Source organism: Gordonia sp. NPDC003504, assembly GCF_053587995.1.
In genome coordinates this window covers 145,062-161,040 of record NZ_JBSFPC010000002.1, presented here as the reverse complement: position 1 = coordinate 161,040, position 15,979 = coordinate 145,062, and the positions used below count along the sequence as shown (strand labels likewise).

The window sequence follows — 15,979 nt, the reverse complement described above, 5'->3', positions numbered from 1 at the left end:
GATTTCATGACCGTCACCAGCACGCAGGTTCAACTCGTGTCGCGACCCGTCGGCTGGCCCACCGCCGACGACTTCCGTGTGGCGACAATCGAACTCGACGACCTCGCCGCGGGTGAGGTGCGCGTCGCCAACGAGTTCGTCAGCGTCGATCCGTACATGCGCGGCCGGATGATCGACACCCGAAGCTACATCCCGCCCTTCGCGCTGGGGGAGACGATGACCGGCGGTGCGGTCGGCCGGGTGAGCGAGTCGCGCGCCGACGACCTCCCGGTCGGCACATTGGTCAGCCACCAACTGGGGTGGCGCGACGTGGCACAAGCCCCCGCAACGGCTTTCACCCGGTTGCCGGAGCCGCCCGATGGTGTGGCCTCCTCGGCGTATCTGGGCATCTTCGGGTTGACCGGACTCACCGCCTACGTCGGGCTCACCGAGATCGCGAAGCTGAAAGACGGTGACGTGGTGTTCATCTCCGGCGCCGCGGGCGCGGTGGGTACCGCCGCCGGACAGATCGCCCGACTCCTCGGCGCGAAGGCGGTGATCGGTTCCGCGGGCGGGCCGGCCAAGGTTGATCTGCTGACCTCCCGCTACGGTTACGATTCGGCGCTGGACTACAAGGCCGGTTCGGTGCGAAAGCAGTTGCGGGAGCTGGCCACCGACGGTATCGACGTGTACTTCGACAATGTGGGCGGCGAGCACCTCGAGGCCGCGCTCGACGTCTTCAACGACGGTGGGCGCGCGGCCCTGTGCGGTGCGATCTCGGCCTACAACGCCACCGAGGCGCAGCCCGGCCCCCGCAACATGAGCAACATCATCACCCGCGGACTGACCCTGCGAGGTTTCACCCTCGGGCACTACCTCGGCTTCGCCGCGGAGTTCAACGAGAAGATGTCGCAGTGGTATGCGGGCGGCGACATCGTCTTCGACGAGACCGTGGTGGACGGGGTGGACCATGCCGTCGACGCCTTCCTCGGCATGATGCGCGGGGAGAACATCGGCAAGATGGTCGTGCGTGTCTGAGATGTGTTCAGAGACGCCGTAACCGGTCGGCGGCCTCGGCAATCACGTCGTCGCGTTTGGCGAAGGCGAAGCGCACCATGTGATTCCACGGGTCCTTGTGATCGGCGAACACACTGACCGGCACGGCGGCCACCCCGATCCGCTCGGGCAGCGACCGGCAGAAGTCCTCGCCGTCGGAGTATCCGAGCGGGCGCGGATCGGCGCACACGAAATAGGTTGCCTCGCTGCGGTGCACGGCGAACCCGGCATCGGACAGCGCCCGGGACAACAGGTCCCGTTTGTTCTGGAGTTCGCCGGCGCTGCGGGCGACCCATGCCATCTCCTGCTCGAGTGCCACCGCGACGGCGGGCTGGAACGGTCCCGAACCCACGTAGGTCATGAACTGTTTGGCCGCACGCGCGGCGGCGACCAGTTCGCGCGGACCGCTGATCCAGCCGACCTTCCAGCCGGTGCAGTTGAATGTCTTTGCCGCACTCGATATCCGGAGGGTGCGCTCGCGCATCCCGGGCAGTGTGGCCAGTGGCGTGTGGGTGCGTCCGTCGAACAGCAGATGTTCGTACACCTCGTCGGTCACCGCGATCACGTCGTGCTCGACGCACAGGCGCGCGATCTCGGCGAGGTCGTCGTCGGAGAGCACGGTCCCGGTGGGATTGTGCGGCGAGTTCACCAGGATCAGGGCGGTGTCGGGTCCGAACGCGGCGGCCAGCCCGTCGCGGTCGAGGCGGAACCCGTCGCCGTCGGGGATCAATGGCACGGTGCGGCGTACACCGCCGGCCATCGCGACGGTCGCGGCATACGAGTCGTAGTACGGCTCGATCATGATCACCTCACGGCCGGGTTCGGTCAGCCCGACGACCGCGCTCGCGATGGCCTCGGTGGCGCCGACGGTGATCAGCACCTCGGTGTCGGGGTCGTAGTCGAGGCCGTAATGTTCGCGCTGGTGGCCGGCCACGGCGTGGCGCAGGTTCGGGACCCCGATCCCCGGCGGGTACTGGTTCTGGCCGGTCGAGATGGCGTCCCGGGCCGCCTCGAGCATCGCCTCGGGTCCGTCGGTGTCCGGGAAACCCTGACCCAGGTTCACCGCGTCGTGACGCAGTGCCAGTGCCGACATCTCGGCGAAGATCGTGGCGGAGAACGGGCGCAGACGCGTGACGGTGGCCGGAGAAGGAGGCATGGGTTCAGGCTGTCACACCCCGGTCGGGTGAATTCCGACGATTGCCTCGGTTGTCCGGAGTAACCTCCCCGGAATGGGAACGCAAGTGAGTCAGATCACATCTGCATGGGCTCGGCGTCTCGGCGTCGCATGCGCCTGCCTGGCCTTCGGCCTGCTCACCGCCTGCAGCACCTCGGTCAGCGTCGGCAGCGACACCGTCGACTCGGCCGACGACGTCAACGTTGGCGAGTGCGTGTCCGTCGCAGACAGTTCCGACGGCAAGGTCGAGGCCACCAAGACCGACTGCGAGACCACCGAGTCCTTTGCCTTCTACGTGGCGTCGACGACCGCGACCACGTCGGAATGCCCGGGTCAGGAGTCCAGACTGACGTTCGAGGAGGGCGACCAACAGCTGTGTCTCACGCCGAACATGGCGCAGGGCAAGTGCTACGAGGTGCCCTCGGGCGGCGCCGGGTCGTTGACCGACTTCAAGGCCGTCGACTGTGGCGCGACGGCGGCCGACGGCACCGCCGTGGTCGAGGTCGTCACCCGCTCCAACAGCACGGTGACCTGCGATGCGAGTCTGACCGCCCTGGAGTTCACCGAACCTCAACCGCTCGGCTACTGCCTTCGGGTGAGCTGAACGACCGACGCCGTCCAAGCGTTTGTCAAGTGCGCGACAAGCCACGACGACGACCGTGTCGGCAGCACACCACCGCTGCCGAAAGGACCCGCCATGTTCACCACCGATCGCCACGACCACGACCACAACCACGACCCCGAAGTCGAGGGCCGGCCCGCCCGGCCACTGTTGCGGCTCGCCTACAACGGTGCCGTCATCATCGGCTGCCTCGGGTTCATGCTCGTCGCTGCATGCAGCGTCAGCCTCGGCACCGACGCCATCGAATCCCCGAACGACATCGAAGTCGGCGAATGCTTGTCGATCGGTGCCGACGACGAGCAGGGCAAGGTGAACGCCGCCAAGGTCGACTGCGAACGCACCGATGGGCTGACGTTCTACGCCGCGTCGACGGTGGCCGCCGAATCCGGTTGCGACGCCGCCAACACCTCCACCCTCACCTTCGGTGAGAATCGCGAGAGTCTCTGCCTGACACCGAACTTCACTGAGGGACGGTGCTATCAGATCCCGATCGGCGGCGACCTCGTCGACTACCGCGAGGTGACCTGCGATGCGCAGGCCGCCGAGCAAACGGTGGTGGCGCGCGCCGTCGAGCGTGGCGACGCGTCGATCACCTGCGACGCCGACGACACGATGTGGTCATTCGCCCGGCCGCAATCGGTGGGCTACTGCCTGAGGACTGTCGTCTGATCCGGGGAAAGCGCAGGGAGCAGGTAAGGTTACGGACCTGACGTGCCGCCGGTGTCGAGGAGGGCTGAGGTGGTCTACACACCGGGTGATGCCTTCGCCGGGTACACGATCGAGCGGCTCGTGGGCCGCGGCGGCATGGGTGAGGTCTATCTGGCCCGCCACCCCAAACTGCCCCGCAAGGAGGCCGTCAAGATCCTGCCGGCCGATCTCAGCCGGGATCCGATGTTCCGGCAGCGTTTCATCCGGGAGGCCGAGTTGGCCTCCAGCATGGTGCATCCGGCGATCGTCACGATCTACAACTCCGGTGAGGACGACGGCCACCTGTGGCTGGCGATGGAGTTCATCGACGGCGTCGACGGCAGTGAACTGCTGCGTCGTCACCCCCGAGGTCTCGACCCCGCACTGGTGTCGGTGATCGCCATGTCGGTGGCGTCGGCGTTGGATGCGGCGCACGCCCGCGGCCTGCTGCACCGGGATGTGAAACCGGCCAACATCCTGGTGCAGGGCGCCGACGGCGCGGGTGCCACACGCGTCGGCCGGCAGCCGCCGCGGGTGCTGCTCGCGGACTTCGGGATCGCCAAGTCGACCGCCGACGTCACCAACCTGACCTCGGCGAACATGTTTCTCGGGACGGTGGCCTACGTCGCTCCCGAGCAACTCCTCGGTACCGAGGTCGACGGGCGGGCCGACCAGTACAGTCTCGCCGCCACCCTGTTCCAGTTGCTCTGCGGGGTCCCGCCGTTCGAGGGCAGTACCCAGACCAGTGTGATCGCCGCGCACCTGAATTCCGATCCGCCTGCGCTCTCCGGGCTGCGGCCGGGAACCTCGAGCGCCGTCGACGAGGTGTTGCGGCGCGGACTCGGCAAGACCGCCGACGAGCGGTATCCGTCGTGTGGCGATCTCGCCGCCGACCTCGATCGGGCCTTGCGCGGCGCCCAGTCGGGACCACCGCAGGCGGGGCCGCCGCCGGGTCCCACGGAGGTCATCCCGGCACGGGCGTCGGTACCGCCGCCGTATGCGCAGCCGATCCCGTCCTCACCGGTTCCGCCGGCGCCCGCGGGCCCGTACACCGGAGCGTCGTATCCCGGCGCCGCGGCGCCCGGTTCGGTTCCGCCGTACGGCCCGCCCAGTGCGCCGCTGTCGGTGGGGTCGTATCCGAGTCAGCCGGGCGGCACCGGCGGTTATCCGCTGCCGCCGGCACCTCGACGCGGATCGTCGTCGAAGACCGCGTTGGCGGTCGTCGGTGCCCTGCTGGTGCTGGGCCTGGTGATCGGCGCCGGTGTCTGGGTGGCGAATCTGCTGTCCGGGTCGGATTCGGGCACCTCGACCGCCGCCGGCAACTCGGTCACCACCACGGCGGTCGCGGGTACGCCCACCTCCACGCCGTTCACCCGCCCGCCGGTGACCGAGCAGCCGACGCAGATCTCCGGTCCCGGCCAGATCGCGGTCGGTGATTGTGTGCAGATCGGTCGGCAGCCCGACTCCGCCGGCAATGTCGACACCAGTCGCGTCGATTGCGCCACGTCGGCGATGACGTTCTACGCCGCCGAATTCGTCGCCGCCTCCGCGGAGTGCCCCAACGACCACAACGCCAGTCTGTCCTTCGGTGGGACCGCCCAAAAGCTCTGTCTGGCACCCAATTTCACGCCAGGGCAGTGCTACCAGATCCCCAGTTCGGGTGGTTCACTCGCCGACTACCACGAGTTGAGTTGCGGTGCGGCCGCGGCGGCGGGAACGGTCGCATTCCGGATCACCAACCGGTCGACGAGCGCGGTGAGCTGCGCGACGGGGGAGTTGCGGTGGATCTTCGCCCAGCCCGAATCCCTGGGGTACTGCCTGACCCAGGAATCCGGTTCCTGATCTGAGGTTCGCCCTCGACGGACCGTTCTCGGAGGCCGGGGCCGTCAGCCCGCCGATTCCTCGCCGATGGTGGGTCCGAGCAGGTCGTCGGCATCGGTGATGCGGTAGGCGTACCCCTGTTCGGCGAGGAACCGCTGACGGTGCGCGGCGTAGTCGGCGTCGAGGGTGTCGCGGGAGACCACCGAGTAGAAGTGCGCCTGTCCGCCATCGGCCTTGGGACGTAACAGCCGGCCGAGGCGCTGCGCCTCCTCCTGCCGGGAACCGAACGTGCCCGACACCTGAACCGCCACCGACGCCTCGGGGAGATCGATGGAGAAATTGGCGACCTTGCTGACCACGAGCGTCTGGATCTCACCGGACCGGAAGCGGTCGAACAGGATCTCGCGTTCCTTGTTCTTGGTCGCTCCCTGGATCACCGGGGCGTCGAGTTCACGGCCGAGTTCCTCGAGCTGATCGATGTACGCGCCGATCACCAGCGTCTGGGATTCGCTGTGGCGGGCCAAGATCGACCGCACCACGTTGACCTTGGTGTGGGCGGTCGAACAGAGCTTGTATTTCTCCTCCGCCTCGGCAACCGCATACTGCAGGCGTTCCTCGTCGGTGAGGGTCACCCGCACCTCGATGCACTCGGCCGGCGCGATCCAGCCCTGCGCCTCGATGTCCTTCCACGGCGCGTCGTACCGCTTGGGGCCGATGAGGGAGAAGACATCTCCCTCGCGGCCGTCCTCGCGGACCAGCGTCGCGGTCAGGCCCAGACGGCGACGGGACTGCAGATCGGCGGTCATCCGGAACACCGGAGCGGGCAGCAGATGCACCTCGTCGTAGATGATCAGGCCCCAGTCCCGGGAATCGAACAGATCGAGATTCTTGTACTCGCCCTTGGATTTCCGGGTCATCACCTGGTAGGTCGCGATCGTCACCGGCCGGATCTCCTTGCGCTCACCCGAGTATTCACCGATCTCGTCCTCGGTCAGCGTGGTGCGGGCGATGAGTTCGCGTTTCCACTGGCGGCCGGCCACGGTGTTGGTGACCAGGATCAGGGTGGTCGCGCCCGCCTTGGCCATCGCCGCCGCGCCGACCATCGTCTTACCGGCACCGCACGGCAGCACGACGACACCCGAACCACCCGCCCAGAACGAGTCCGCGGCCATCTCCTGATAGTCGCGCAGATGCCAGTCGCCCTGATCGAGTGCGATCGGATGAGCCTCACCATCGACGTAACCGGCGAGGTCCTCGGCCGGCCAGCCGACCTTCAGCAGCACCTGCTTGAGGCGTCCCCGCTCCGACGGATGCACCACGACGGTGTCGTCGTCGATGCGGGCGCCGAGCATCGGCGCGACCTTCTTGTTGCGCAGGATCTCCTCGAGGACCGCGCGGTCGAGGCTGACCAACGTCAGGCCGTGGACCGGACTCTTGACCAACTGCAGCCGACCGAACCGGCCCATCGTGTCGACGATGTCCATCAGCAGCGGCTGCGGGACCGCATACCGGGAGTAGGTGACCAGGGCGTCGACGACCTGCTCGGCGTCGTGCCCGGCCGCCCGCGCGTTCCACAGCGCGAGTGGGGTCACCCGATAGGTGTGGACGTGCTCGGGTGCACGTTCGAGTTCGGCAAACGGGGCGATCGCACCACGAGCCGCCGCGGCGTCGGGGTGGTCGACCTCGAGCAGCAGCGTTTTGTCGGATTGCACGATCAGGGGTCCATCAGTCACCCGATCCATTGTCCAGATCGGTGCAAGTCCCGTCGAGCCAGACCCCGCACGGCCGTTGACAGCGCTCTGTACCTCGCTGACAGCGCTTGCCGGGACGTTGACAGCGCCCAGCCGACCGCAGTCAACGTGGGTGAGGGCGCTGTCAACGTGGGTGAGGGCGCTGTCAACGTCGACGGTGGGTGCGCCCTCACCCCTTGACGCAGACCACCTGACGCAGGTGCGCCACCACCTCGACGAGGTCGGTCTGCGCGGCGATCACGTCGTCGATGTCCTTGTACGCGGCCGGGATCTCGTCGACGACGCCCGAATCCTTGCGGGATTCGACACCCCGGGTCTGGGCGACGAGGTCGTCGGCGGTGAACTGTCGACGTGCCTGCGACCGGCTCATCCGACGCCCCGCACCATGCGACGCCGAGTAGAACGACTGCTCCGAACCCAACCCCCGCACCACGTAGGAGCCGGTACCCATCGATCCCGGGATGAGACCGAGGTCGCCGGCGCCGGCGCGGATCGCTCCCTTGCGGGTCACCAGCAACTCCAGACCGTCGATGTGCTCGGTGGCCACGTAGTTGTGGTGGCAGCTGATCGGCTCGTCGAATCGGACGACGCGGTCGGCGAAGCTCTGCCGGACCGCCTCGCACACCAGTGCCAGCATCACCCGGCGATTGCGTGCCGCGTACTCCTGCGCCCAGTCGAGGTCACGACGGTAGGCGTCCATCTCTGCGGTCCCTGTCAGGAACACGGCGAGATCACGGTCGGGCAGCTCCGCGTTGTGCGGCAGGGCGGCCGCCACCGTCATATGCCGTTCGGCGAGTTCCTTGCCGATGTTGCGGGACCCGGAGTGAAGCATGATCCACACCTGCTGCTCGTCGTCGAGACAGATCTCGATGAAGTGGTTGCCGCCACCGAGTGACCCCATCTGACGCTGCGCGCGGGTGTCGAGCTGCCGAACCCCACGATGCAGGCCGGCGAAGCGCTCCCAGAAGCTGTCCCAGCCGCCGCCGAGGCGGTGGCGGACCACGTTGACCGGCTCCGCATGACCCCGGAATCCGACCGGCACCTTGGCCTCGATCGCCGAACGCAACCCGGACAGATCGTCGGGCAGGTCCGAAGCGGTCAGGTCCGTGCGCACGGCGGCCATGCCGCAACCGATGTCGACGCCGACCGCGGCCGGGCACACCGCATCACGCATGGCGATCACCGATCCGACGGTCGCGCCCTTCCCGACGTGCACGTCGGGCATCACACGGACCCCGTACACCCAGGGCAGCGTCGAGACCCGGCGCAGCTGATTGCGCGCCTGATGCTCGATCGACTCCTCGTCGGCCCACATGAGGGTCGATGCGGTGGTGCCCGAAAGGGATACGGGGAACTGCGGTTCCATGGCTTCTTCCATTGCTCGTGTCTGTTGCCCAGGAGGTTTCCGGGGCGTGGCAAAGGTACGTGCGAATCCCGGCGAGGGCGAACCATTTTCGGACCGGGACGCCGGAAACCGGACACCCCGACGTGGGCTACGTGTCGAGCAGTTCGACACTGGTGATGCGGTGCAACGAGAACCGTTGTTCGTCATCGGTGCCGTCCTCGACGCCGATCAGCTGGCCCGAACCCAAGGCCTGCGGGGTGACGACGTGTTGACTGGCCGACCCGTGTGCGTCGACGTAGCCGACCCGCAGTCTGCGATGGGCGCGTAGCGCCAATTGGATGAGGGCCGTGGCGGTTTCACCGTTTCCGCCGGCCCGTACCGACGCCGACGCCGACGCCGGGCGTGCGGTCGCGGCCCGATCGCCGGATCGGACACGGCCGATCACCGCCAATACCTGGTCGTCGTTCAGCGCGGACCGCCGCGGCGGGATGGCGTGACGTCGTGCGCGGGTGACGGGGACCCGGCTGCCGCGTTCACGCATGTCCACCAACTCGCCCGAGGAATCCTCCCCGCTGGGCGCGAACCCGGCAGCACGCAAGGAGTCGAGCACGTCGCGGATCTCGCTGGGGGACACCGCAACCGTCGGTGCGAGCGCCCGCATCGACAGGTGCGCGGCGGCCTCACTGCGCAACACGGCGGCCAGGGTGGCCGCATCCTCGCAGCGAATGAACGACGAGGCGATGCCGACGCGCAACTGTCCGTGCCGACGGGCCACGTCCTCGATCAGATATGTCAGTGATTGTGGTACTGGCGTACGGGAGTGTGTGGTGAACATCGCGATGAGTTCGCTGCTGGAGCGACCGGCGTCGAGGGCGCGCCGCACACTCACCTCGCTGACGCGGTATACCGATGCGGCGCCGCCGGATTCGAGATCGGCCACCATCTCGACCTGTTCGGCGAGTTCCGGGGTCATCGGGCCGGGGACGGTGATCGTGAGGTCGGCCTGGGTGAGGAAGTGATCCACCGGTTCCGGCAGTGCCGTGCGCATCGCGGCGACGATCGGTGCGTCGTCGGCGCCGGCATCGGCCTCGAGGATCGCGCGTCCGACCGAACTCAGGGCGTGGTGGGCGACGAGTCCCATCTCGCGCGCTTCCCGAAGCGTGTGTTCGACGACATGAGAACCCAAGCGCCGCATCTGATGTGGGTGTTGCCAGGCCAACAGGGAGACCAGGCCGGCCACCGACACCGGTGCCGCCGCCGGGCTCAGGGACATCGCGGAGAGGATGGTGCGCCGTTGGGCGGGTGCGTGGGCGTCGTAGTTGTCACCCGACAGTGCCGGGATCGCGGTGCCGTCGCGGTCGGGCTCGCCGACCTGCCAGGCGCGTCGCGGCATGGTCAGCCAGGCCTCGACGAGCGTGTACCACTGGCGTTCTCGTGGTTGGTGCAGCCAGGTGTCGACGGTGGTGGTCGGCGCGAACACGTGCTCACCGGTGTCGCCCGGCGGTGGCGGATCGGGGAATCCCGCGTCGATCAGTCGTGCATGTCCGAGGATCTCGATGAGCAACGCCACCCGCTGCTGATCGAGACCGGTGGCCTTGGTCAGGCGGCGCAGTTCCCGTACCCCGAGCGCGCCCGACCGCAGCACCGCCGCGGGTGTGGCGCCGAGGATCCGCAGCAGGGTTGTCGTATGCCGGATGGCCTCGAGTGCCTCGCCGCCGGCAGCCGCATCGACGTCGCGGGCGGAGAAGCGACGTGAGCCGGAGTCGTCCTCGGGCCGCGGGCGACTCAGATCGTCGGTCCGCAGTGGGGGCTCGTCGCGCAGCAGTTGGCCGAGTTGGGGTGGGAGCTCGACGGTCTGATGATCGATGCGGGCGAGCATGCCGTCGGCGATGAGACGGGCGACCGGCGCGGCGGGATCGGCGTCGGGAGCGGCATCACGGCTGCGTCCGAGCGCGGGACCACGCGACAGTGCGCCGAGCAATTCCCGCTCCCGTTCGTCGAGCGCGGCGAGCCGCTGCGCGAGTTCGGCCGGTGCGAGCGTCGCCGACGGGCCGGTGAGGTGCAAACCGCGCCACGGCATTGCGGATGCGGCGTGCGCCCCGATGTGCAGCGCATCGTCGGGTCCCCAGATCAGAACGAGCCGTCGCAGCTGATCGACGCGCACCTCGACCTCGTCGGCATCGGCGCGGTCGGCGAGCGCGGACCGGATGGTCGGCAGCGATACCGTGTCTGACTCCGGGGGGCCGTGCTCGATCAGCGACTCCAGGACGGCGAGGCCGAGTAGATCCAGGCTCTCACCCGCCAGGGCCACCGACGCCGGGGACAGTGCGCGTTGGGCGAGCACCTGTGTGCCCTGCGGTGGGGGTGAGGCGAGATCCGGCCGCAGCGTGATGAGATCGGCCAGCTGCGCATCCGAACGCGACGCCAGGTCATCGGCGAGTGCACTCGCGCGACTGTCCGGACTCATTCGACCGATTCTACCGAGCGGGTCTTCCGATCGGGATCAGCCCGGGCCAGGGGCACGTTCTACGACGTGGTGATGTTGACTCGGAACGGAGTGGCGACGACGTTGTTCTCCCCGCTCGCCCCGTTGCCGACCTGACCGGCGACGTTATAACCCCAGCAATAGACGTCGGTGGTGTCGACCCGCGCGCACGTCGTACCCGAGTTGGTGGATACGGAGTCCACGGCACCGGCCAGGGTGACCTGCTTTGGTGCCGACGAATCCGACGTCGAACCGTCACCGAGCTGCTTGTCGGAATTGTCGCCCCAGCACCGCAACTCGGCACCGGCGACTGCGCAGGAGGTACCCCAGTCGGTGGCGACATCGGTGACATCGGTCAGTCCGACCACCTCGGTCGGGGTCTGTCGTGCGGCGGTGGTTCCGTCGCCGATCTGACCGTACGCGTTGTCTCCCCAGCAATAGGCCTTGCCCGCCGCGGCCGCACATGCGGTCTGCGGGTATGTCGACCCGGTCCCGCTCTGCTTGTAGGTGCCGATCGCGATGTCGGTGGCGTCGGTGAGGGAGAGCTTCACCGGAGAGGGCTGGCGGCTCGTCGAGCCGTTGCCGATCTGCCCGCTGTCGTTGTTGCCCCAGCAGTACACGGCGCCGTCGGCGATCGCGCAGGTGGTGCCGCGTGCGGTGGTCACGTCGGTGGCTGTTCCGGTCACCCCGGTGACCTTGGTGGGTGTCGTGGAGTCCGTGGTGCCGCCGGTACCGAGCTGGCCTTGATCGTTGTCGCCCCAGCAGTACACGTCGCCGGCCGAGATCGCGCAGGTTGATCCGAATCCGGTGGAGATGGCGGTGACGTCGCTCAGCGTGGAGATCTTCTTCGGCGTCTCACTGGAATCGGTGCTGCCGTCGCCGATCTGACCGTAGTTGTTGGCGCCCCAGCAGTAGGCCTGCCGGTCGGAGACCGCGCAGGCGGTGGTGACGTACTTGTCGTCGGTGTTGACGTAGTTGCCGATGCTGACCGAGGTGACCGGTGTCAGATTCACCGCGACCGGCGTGGTGGTATCGGTCGACGTCCCGTTGCCCAACTGGCCGTTGGCGTTGTTGCCCCAGCAGTGCAGCGCCTCGTTGGTGACAGCGCATGTCGTATTACCGGATGTGGCAACGGTATTGGGCTGCGCGACGACTGCCGCGGGCTCATCGCTGCCACCGAACAGGCCGGTGGCGAAACCGATTCCGACCACCGCCACGACGACGACCACGAGCGCCGCGGCGATTGCCCCGATGATCAGACCCGTGCGCTTCTTCTTCGGCGGAACCGTACCCGGCTGCGACGGGTAGCCCCCACCGCCGAGCAGTGAATTCGGTTGCGCCGGATTGTATCCGGGCGGAGGTGTGCCACCACCGAATCCGGCTGTCGCCGGGGTGGTTGCCGAGGGCGGAGCGCCGAAGGGCACCGACGGATTCGGCTGCGACGTGTAGGGCATCCCCAGGTTCGGCTGGCCCACACCGGGATACGACGGAGCCGAGGGCGGCGGGGTCGGAGCGATCGGGGCGTGCCCGGGGACGGTGGCGCCGACGGGGGAGAACCCGGCCGGGGTCGGCTGTGACGGTGGCCGGGTCTGGTGTCCGGAACCGTAGGACGGTGGGTTGGTGACGCCGGTCGGCCCGGCGCTCAGACCCGGGCCCGGGCTGGGACGGGCGTCGAGCGCCTGCTTCAGCGCGGCGGCAAAGGCGCGGCAGTTCGGGTAGCGGTCGGCGGGATTCTTGGCCAGCGCCTTGTGCAGCACCGGGTCGAAGGCGGCGAGATCCGGCCGCAGCGAGCTGATCGGCGGGATCGGTTTGGTCAAGTGCGCCATCACCAGCGCCGACGGCGTCGTCGTCGTGAACGGGGCCTGGCCGGTCAGGAGTTGAAAGACGGTGCACGCCAACGAGTATTGATCCGACATCGCGGTTGCGTCATGACCCTCGATGACCTCGGGTGCGCAATAGGCCAGGGTCCCGATGAAGGCGCTGGTGGCCGTCAGCGACGTGGAGTTGACCAGCTTGGCGATACCGAAGTCGAGGACGGTGACCCGCTCGACATCGCCGGTCGACGGATCCCGACTGACGATGATGTTGGCGGGTTTCACGTCTCGATGGATCACGCGGTGCCGGTGCGCGTAGTCGAGGGCATCGGCGACCTGCGCCGTCACCGCGACGACGTCGGCCGGCGAGGTCGGGCCGCTGCTGAGATCGCGTCCGTCGAGGTAGCTCATGGTGAACCACGGCGTGCCCTCGTCGTTGATCCCGTACTGATGGATCGAGATGATGCTGGGGTGATCCAGCGACGCGGTGGTGCGAGCCTCGTTGGTGAATCGCTTCTGGAAGTCGGGATCGTGGGCGCCGGCCAACGAGATGACCTTGAGTGCCTCTTTCCGGAGCAGGTGCGGATTCTCGACGAGGTACACCTCACCCATCCCGCCCGATCCCAGCAGCGAGATCACCTTGTATCCGGCGACCTGTGAACCTGGACTGAGCGGCACGTCTAACCCCTTCGACTGTCTCCGGACGATGGTGTGTGACCTTACCGAAGTGCCCTCCGAATTGGTCGTCTTATCATTCGAACGGTGGGTGGGTGACCGGTCGAAGTCGGTGTCGTCGGCCACCCGGTGCGAGCTCGATCACGTGGGGGCGGCGATGGCATGGCACAATACATCCGTGGCTGAGAGCACTTCGAAGAAGCATTACGTCGACAACGGCTGGCCGAAGGCGGCCGAGGGCGACGGACCCGAGCACGCGGTCTCCGAATTCGCGGCCGAACTCGCCGGTGCGTTGTCGCCGTTCGGCGACGTGGAGTTCCCGTTGCCGGCCGACGAGGTCCACTACATCAATCCCAAGACCGTCATCAACCGCTGACACGCGGTGACCGACGTCGATCCGGACGTATCGCGGACCGCAGACCGACTCTCACACGTCGATGACTCCGGCACGGCGCGGATGGTCGACGTCGGCGACAAACCGCGTACCCGTCGCCGGGCGGTCGCCGGTGGGACCTTCCGCACGACCCGTCGAGTGATCGAGTTGCTCACGTCCTCGTCGCTGCCGAAGGGTGACGTCCTGGCCACCGCACGCATCGCCGGGATCATGGCCGCCAAGCGCACCGACTCCCTCATCCCGCTGTGTCATCAGCTCGCCCTGTCGTCGGTCGACGTGGACTTCGAGATCGGTGAGGACACCGTCGACGTCACCGCCACGGTGACCACCGCCGGGCCGACCGGTGTCGAAATGGAAGCGCTCACCGCCGTCGCGGTCAGCGGACTCACCTTGCACGACATGGTCAAGGCCGTCGACCGGCATGCCCAGATGGACGCGATCCGGCTACTGGCCAAATCCGGTGGCCGCTCGGGCGACTGGACACGAGATGCCACCGGAGACACCGGCACCCGAGACACCGGCACCCGAGACACCGGCAGCAACGACCCGGCGATCGGTCGATGACAGGTCAGCGGGTGGCGCGCGTCGTGGTGGCCTCCACGCGGGCGGCCAACGGTGTCTACACCGACCGCACCGGACCGTTGATCTCCGCCTGGCTGGCCGATCGCGGCATCACCGTCGACGAGGTCGACGTGGTGGTCGACGGGCCCGCCGTCGGCGATGCGATCCGCGCCGGCATCTACGCCGAGGTGGATCTGGTCGTCACCACCGGGGGTACCGGGCTCTCACCCACCGACCGCACTCCCGAACAGACCCGGCCAGTGCTCGACGTCGAGTTGCCGGGGCTGGCGGACGCCATCCGCACGGCGGGCCTGCCCGAGGTGCCGACGGCGATTCTCTCGCGCGGTATCGCCGGCGTGGCCGGCCGGACCCTGGTGATCAATCTTCCCGGCTCCACCGGGGGCGTCCGGGATGGCCTGGACGTCCTGGGCACCGTCCTCGACCACGCGCTCGACCAGATCCGGGGCGGGGATCACTAGATGGCGCAGATCGTGCGCGCCGAGATCTCCGAGGCCCCGATCGGTCTTGCCGATCACGAGGCGCTGGTCACCGACGCCGCGGCGGGAGCGGCGGGAGCCGTGGTGGGATTCGTCGGCGCGGTCCGCGATCACGACGGTGGCAACGGCGTGACCCGGCTGTCCTATTCGGCCCACCCGAGTGCCGCGCAGGTGCTGCGCCGCGTCGTCGCGGAGGTCGCCGAGGATGCCGACGGGGTTCGGGCGGTGGCCGTCTCGCACCGGATCGGCGACCTGGCCGTGGGTGATGTCGCCTTCGTCGTCGCGGTCGCCGCCGATCACCGTGGTCCGGCATTCGCTCTGTGCGCTCGGCTCGTCGACGAGGTGAAGGCCCAACTCCCGGTATGGAAGCACCAGTTCTTCACCGACGGTCGCGACGAATGGGTTGGGTCGGCCTGAGTGGTGACACGAGCATGAAAAGGGCCCCCGCACGGCGCGAAGCAGCATGCGGGGGCTCTTTGCTCAGGGGCCTTTATCAGGCTCAGGGGAGATTCGGGATCTGGCCCTGGTGCTCGTTGAACAGCTTCAGCTGATCCGGGGTGAGCTGGTAGCCACTGTTCTGGGCGGCATCGAGCAGAGCCAGCAGGCTCGGGTCGGTGGTCTTGTCGCGGAGCGTGGTGAGGGCGTCGTCGGTGCTCGTGGCGCCACTGCTGCCGGTGCTCGGCGCCGACGGTGCCGGGACGGCGGGCAGGCTCGGGGTGGTGGTCGGAGCGGTGCGCGGGGTGGCGCCCGACAGCCCGGTGCCACAGGTCGGCCATGCGCCGGGACCCTGGCTGGCCAGGACGCGCTCGGCGACGACGATCTGCTGCTCACGGGTGGCCTGGTTGGCGCTCGGTGCGAACTCGCCGCCACCGTGGCCGGACCAGGTGCTCGGGCTGAACTGCAGCCCGCCCTGGTAGCCGTTGCCGGTGTTGATGGCCCAGTTGCCGCCCGACTCGCACTGGGCGACCTGATCCCATTCGGCGTCGGTGGCCGCGTGTGCGGAACCGGTGCCCAGGAGGGCCGCGCCGCCGCCGAGGACGGCTCCGGTCAGTGCGACCTTCGCGAAGGTCTTGGTGGCAGTGGTGGTCGTCGGCTTGCGATGACGTCCGGACATGAGT

At 68.2% G+C, this 15,979-nt stretch carries 14 protein-coding genes; 8 read left to right on the top strand and 6 right to left on the bottom strand.

Going from position 1 to position 15,979, the window contains the following annotated elements:
- The first annotated feature begins 6 nt into the window (after positions 1-6).
- Positions 7-1,017, top strand: coding sequence for an NADP-dependent oxidoreductase (locus tag ACWDPV_RS04890; protein ID WP_449742007.1), 1,011 nt, complete (start codon positions 7-9; stop codon positions 1,015-1,017).
- Positions 1,018-1,024: 7 nt separating this feature from the next.
- Here the strand turns inward: ACWDPV_RS04890 and ACWDPV_RS04885 are convergent, their stop codons facing one another.
- A complete protein-coding gene (locus tag ACWDPV_RS04885) occupies positions 1,025-2,191 on the bottom strand; it encodes a pyridoxal phosphate-dependent aminotransferase (RefSeq protein WP_449742006.1) in 1,167 nt (388 codons plus the stop codon).
- A 73-nt stretch (positions 2,192-2,264) separates the two neighbouring features.
- On the opposite strand from ACWDPV_RS04885, the gene ACWDPV_RS04880 reads away from it, so the two are divergent.
- The 3 genes from ACWDPV_RS04880 to ACWDPV_RS04870 all read left to right on the top strand — a co-directional run bounded on the left by ACWDPV_RS04880 (position 2,265) and on the right by ACWDPV_RS04870 (position 5,360).
- Positions 2,265-2,813: a hypothetical protein gene (locus tag ACWDPV_RS04880; protein WP_449742005.1), complete on the top strand. Its 549-nt coding sequence runs from the start codon at positions 2,265-2,267 to the stop codon at positions 2,811-2,813.
- A 93-nt stretch (positions 2,814-2,906) separates the two neighbouring features.
- Entirely contained in the window at positions 2,907-3,500 is a 594-nt protein-coding gene (locus tag ACWDPV_RS04875; protein WP_449742004.1) for a pyridine nucleotide-disulfide oxidoreductase, read from the top strand.
- Positions 3,501-3,569: 69 nt separating this feature from the next.
- Positions 3,570-5,360, top strand: coding sequence for a protein kinase domain-containing protein (locus ACWDPV_RS04870; protein WP_449742003.1), 1,791 nt, complete (start codon positions 3,570-3,572; stop codon positions 5,358-5,360).
- 44 nt (positions 5,361-5,404) lie between these two features.
- On the opposite strand, the gene ACWDPV_RS04865 is transcribed toward ACWDPV_RS04870, so the two are convergent.
- The 4 genes from ACWDPV_RS04865 to ACWDPV_RS04850 all read right to left on the bottom strand — a co-directional run bounded on the left by ACWDPV_RS04865 (position 5,405) and on the right by ACWDPV_RS04850 (position 13,412).
- Entirely contained in the window at positions 5,405-7,072 is a 1,668-nt protein-coding gene (locus tag ACWDPV_RS04865; protein ID WP_348804837.1) for a DNA repair helicase XPB, read from the bottom strand.
- A 187-nt stretch (positions 7,073-7,259) separates the two neighbouring features.
- Positions 7,260-8,468, bottom strand: a complete 1,209-nt coding sequence (locus ACWDPV_RS04860) for an RtcB family protein (RefSeq protein ID WP_449742002.1) — start codon at positions 8,466-8,468, stop codon at positions 7,260-7,262.
- Positions 8,469-8,583: 115 nt separating this feature from the next.
- Positions 8,584-10,902 (bottom strand): helicase-associated domain-containing protein, encoded by a 2,319-nt coding sequence (locus ACWDPV_RS04855; RefSeq protein WP_449742001.1) that lies wholly within the window; start codon positions 10,900-10,902, stop codon positions 8,584-8,586.
- Between the two features lie 59 nt (positions 10,903-10,961).
- Positions 10,962-13,412, bottom strand: a complete 2,451-nt coding sequence (locus tag ACWDPV_RS04850) for a protein kinase domain-containing protein (RefSeq protein ID WP_449742000.1) — start codon at positions 13,410-13,412, stop codon at positions 10,962-10,964.
- A 154-nt stretch (positions 13,413-13,566) separates the two neighbouring features.
- Here ACWDPV_RS04850 and ACWDPV_RS04845 point away from each other — a divergent pair, with 154 nt between their 5' ends.
- From ACWDPV_RS04845 to ACWDPV_RS04830, 4 genes are read left to right on the top strand one after another with little or no spacing between them, the layout of a single operon-like run.
- Positions 13,567-13,785, top strand: a complete 219-nt coding sequence (locus ACWDPV_RS04845; protein WP_449741999.1) for a hypothetical protein — start codon at positions 13,567-13,569, stop codon at positions 13,783-13,785.
- A 6-nt stretch (positions 13,786-13,791) separates the two neighbouring features.
- Complete coding sequence (gene moaC / locus ACWDPV_RS04840) at positions 13,792-14,367, top strand: cyclic pyranopterin monophosphate synthase MoaC (protein ID WP_449741998.1); 576 nt, start codon at positions 13,792-13,794, stop codon at positions 14,365-14,367.
- Positions 14,364-14,843, top strand: a complete 480-nt coding sequence (locus ACWDPV_RS04835; RefSeq protein ID WP_449741997.1) for a MogA/MoaB family molybdenum cofactor biosynthesis protein — start codon at positions 14,364-14,366, stop codon at positions 14,841-14,843. Before moaC ends, ACWDPV_RS04835 begins: the two co-directional genes overlap by 4 nt.
- Positions 14,844-15,278, top strand: a complete 435-nt coding sequence (locus ACWDPV_RS04830) for a molybdenum cofactor biosynthesis protein MoaE (RefSeq protein WP_449741996.1) — start codon at positions 14,844-14,846, stop codon at positions 15,276-15,278.
- Positions 15,279-15,360: 82 nt separating this feature from the next.
- Here the strand turns inward: ACWDPV_RS04830 and ACWDPV_RS04825 are convergent, their stop codons facing one another.
- Complete coding sequence (locus tag ACWDPV_RS04825) at positions 15,361-15,975, bottom strand: transglycosylase family protein (RefSeq protein ID WP_449741995.1); 615 nt, start codon at positions 15,973-15,975, stop codon at positions 15,361-15,363.
- Positions 15,976-15,979 lie beyond the last annotated feature (4 nt).

Excerpts from the sequence above, each read along its gene's own strand:
- ACWDPV_RS04890 (WP_449742007.1), top strand. The coding sequence starts at position 7 with ATGACCGTCACCAGCACGCAGGTTCAACTCGTGTCGCGACCCGTCGGC.
- ACWDPV_RS04885 (WP_449742006.1), bottom strand. The coding sequence starts at position 2,191 with ATGCCTCCTTCTCCGGCCACCGTCACGCGTCTGCGCCCGTTCTCCGCC.
- ACWDPV_RS04880 (WP_449742005.1), top strand. The coding sequence starts at position 2,265 with ATGGGAACGCAAGTGAGTCAGATCACATCTGCATGGGCTCGGCGTCTC.
- ACWDPV_RS04875 (WP_449742004.1), top strand. The coding sequence starts at position 2,907 with ATGTTCACCACCGATCGCCACGACCACGACCACAACCACGACCCCGAA.
- ACWDPV_RS04860 (WP_449742002.1), bottom strand. The coding sequence starts at position 8,468 with ATGGAAGAAGCCATGGAACCGCAGTTCCCCGTATCCCTTTCGGGCACC.
- ACWDPV_RS04855 (WP_449742001.1), bottom strand. The coding sequence starts at position 10,902 with ATGAGTCCGGACAGTCGCGCGAGTGCACTCGCCGATGACCTGGCGTCG.
- ACWDPV_RS04845 (WP_449741999.1), top strand. The coding sequence starts at position 13,567 with ATGGCATGGCACAATACATCCGTGGCTGAGAGCACTTCGAAGAAGCAT.
- ACWDPV_RS04835 (WP_449741997.1), top strand. The coding sequence starts at position 14,364 with ATGACAGGTCAGCGGGTGGCGCGCGTCGTGGTGGCCTCCACGCGGGCG.
- ACWDPV_RS04830 (WP_449741996.1), top strand. The coding sequence starts at position 14,844 with ATGGCGCAGATCGTGCGCGCCGAGATCTCCGAGGCCCCGATCGGTCTT.
- ACWDPV_RS04825 (WP_449741995.1), bottom strand. The coding sequence starts at position 15,975 with ATGTCCGGACGTCATCGCAAGCCGACGACCACCACTGCCACCAAGACC.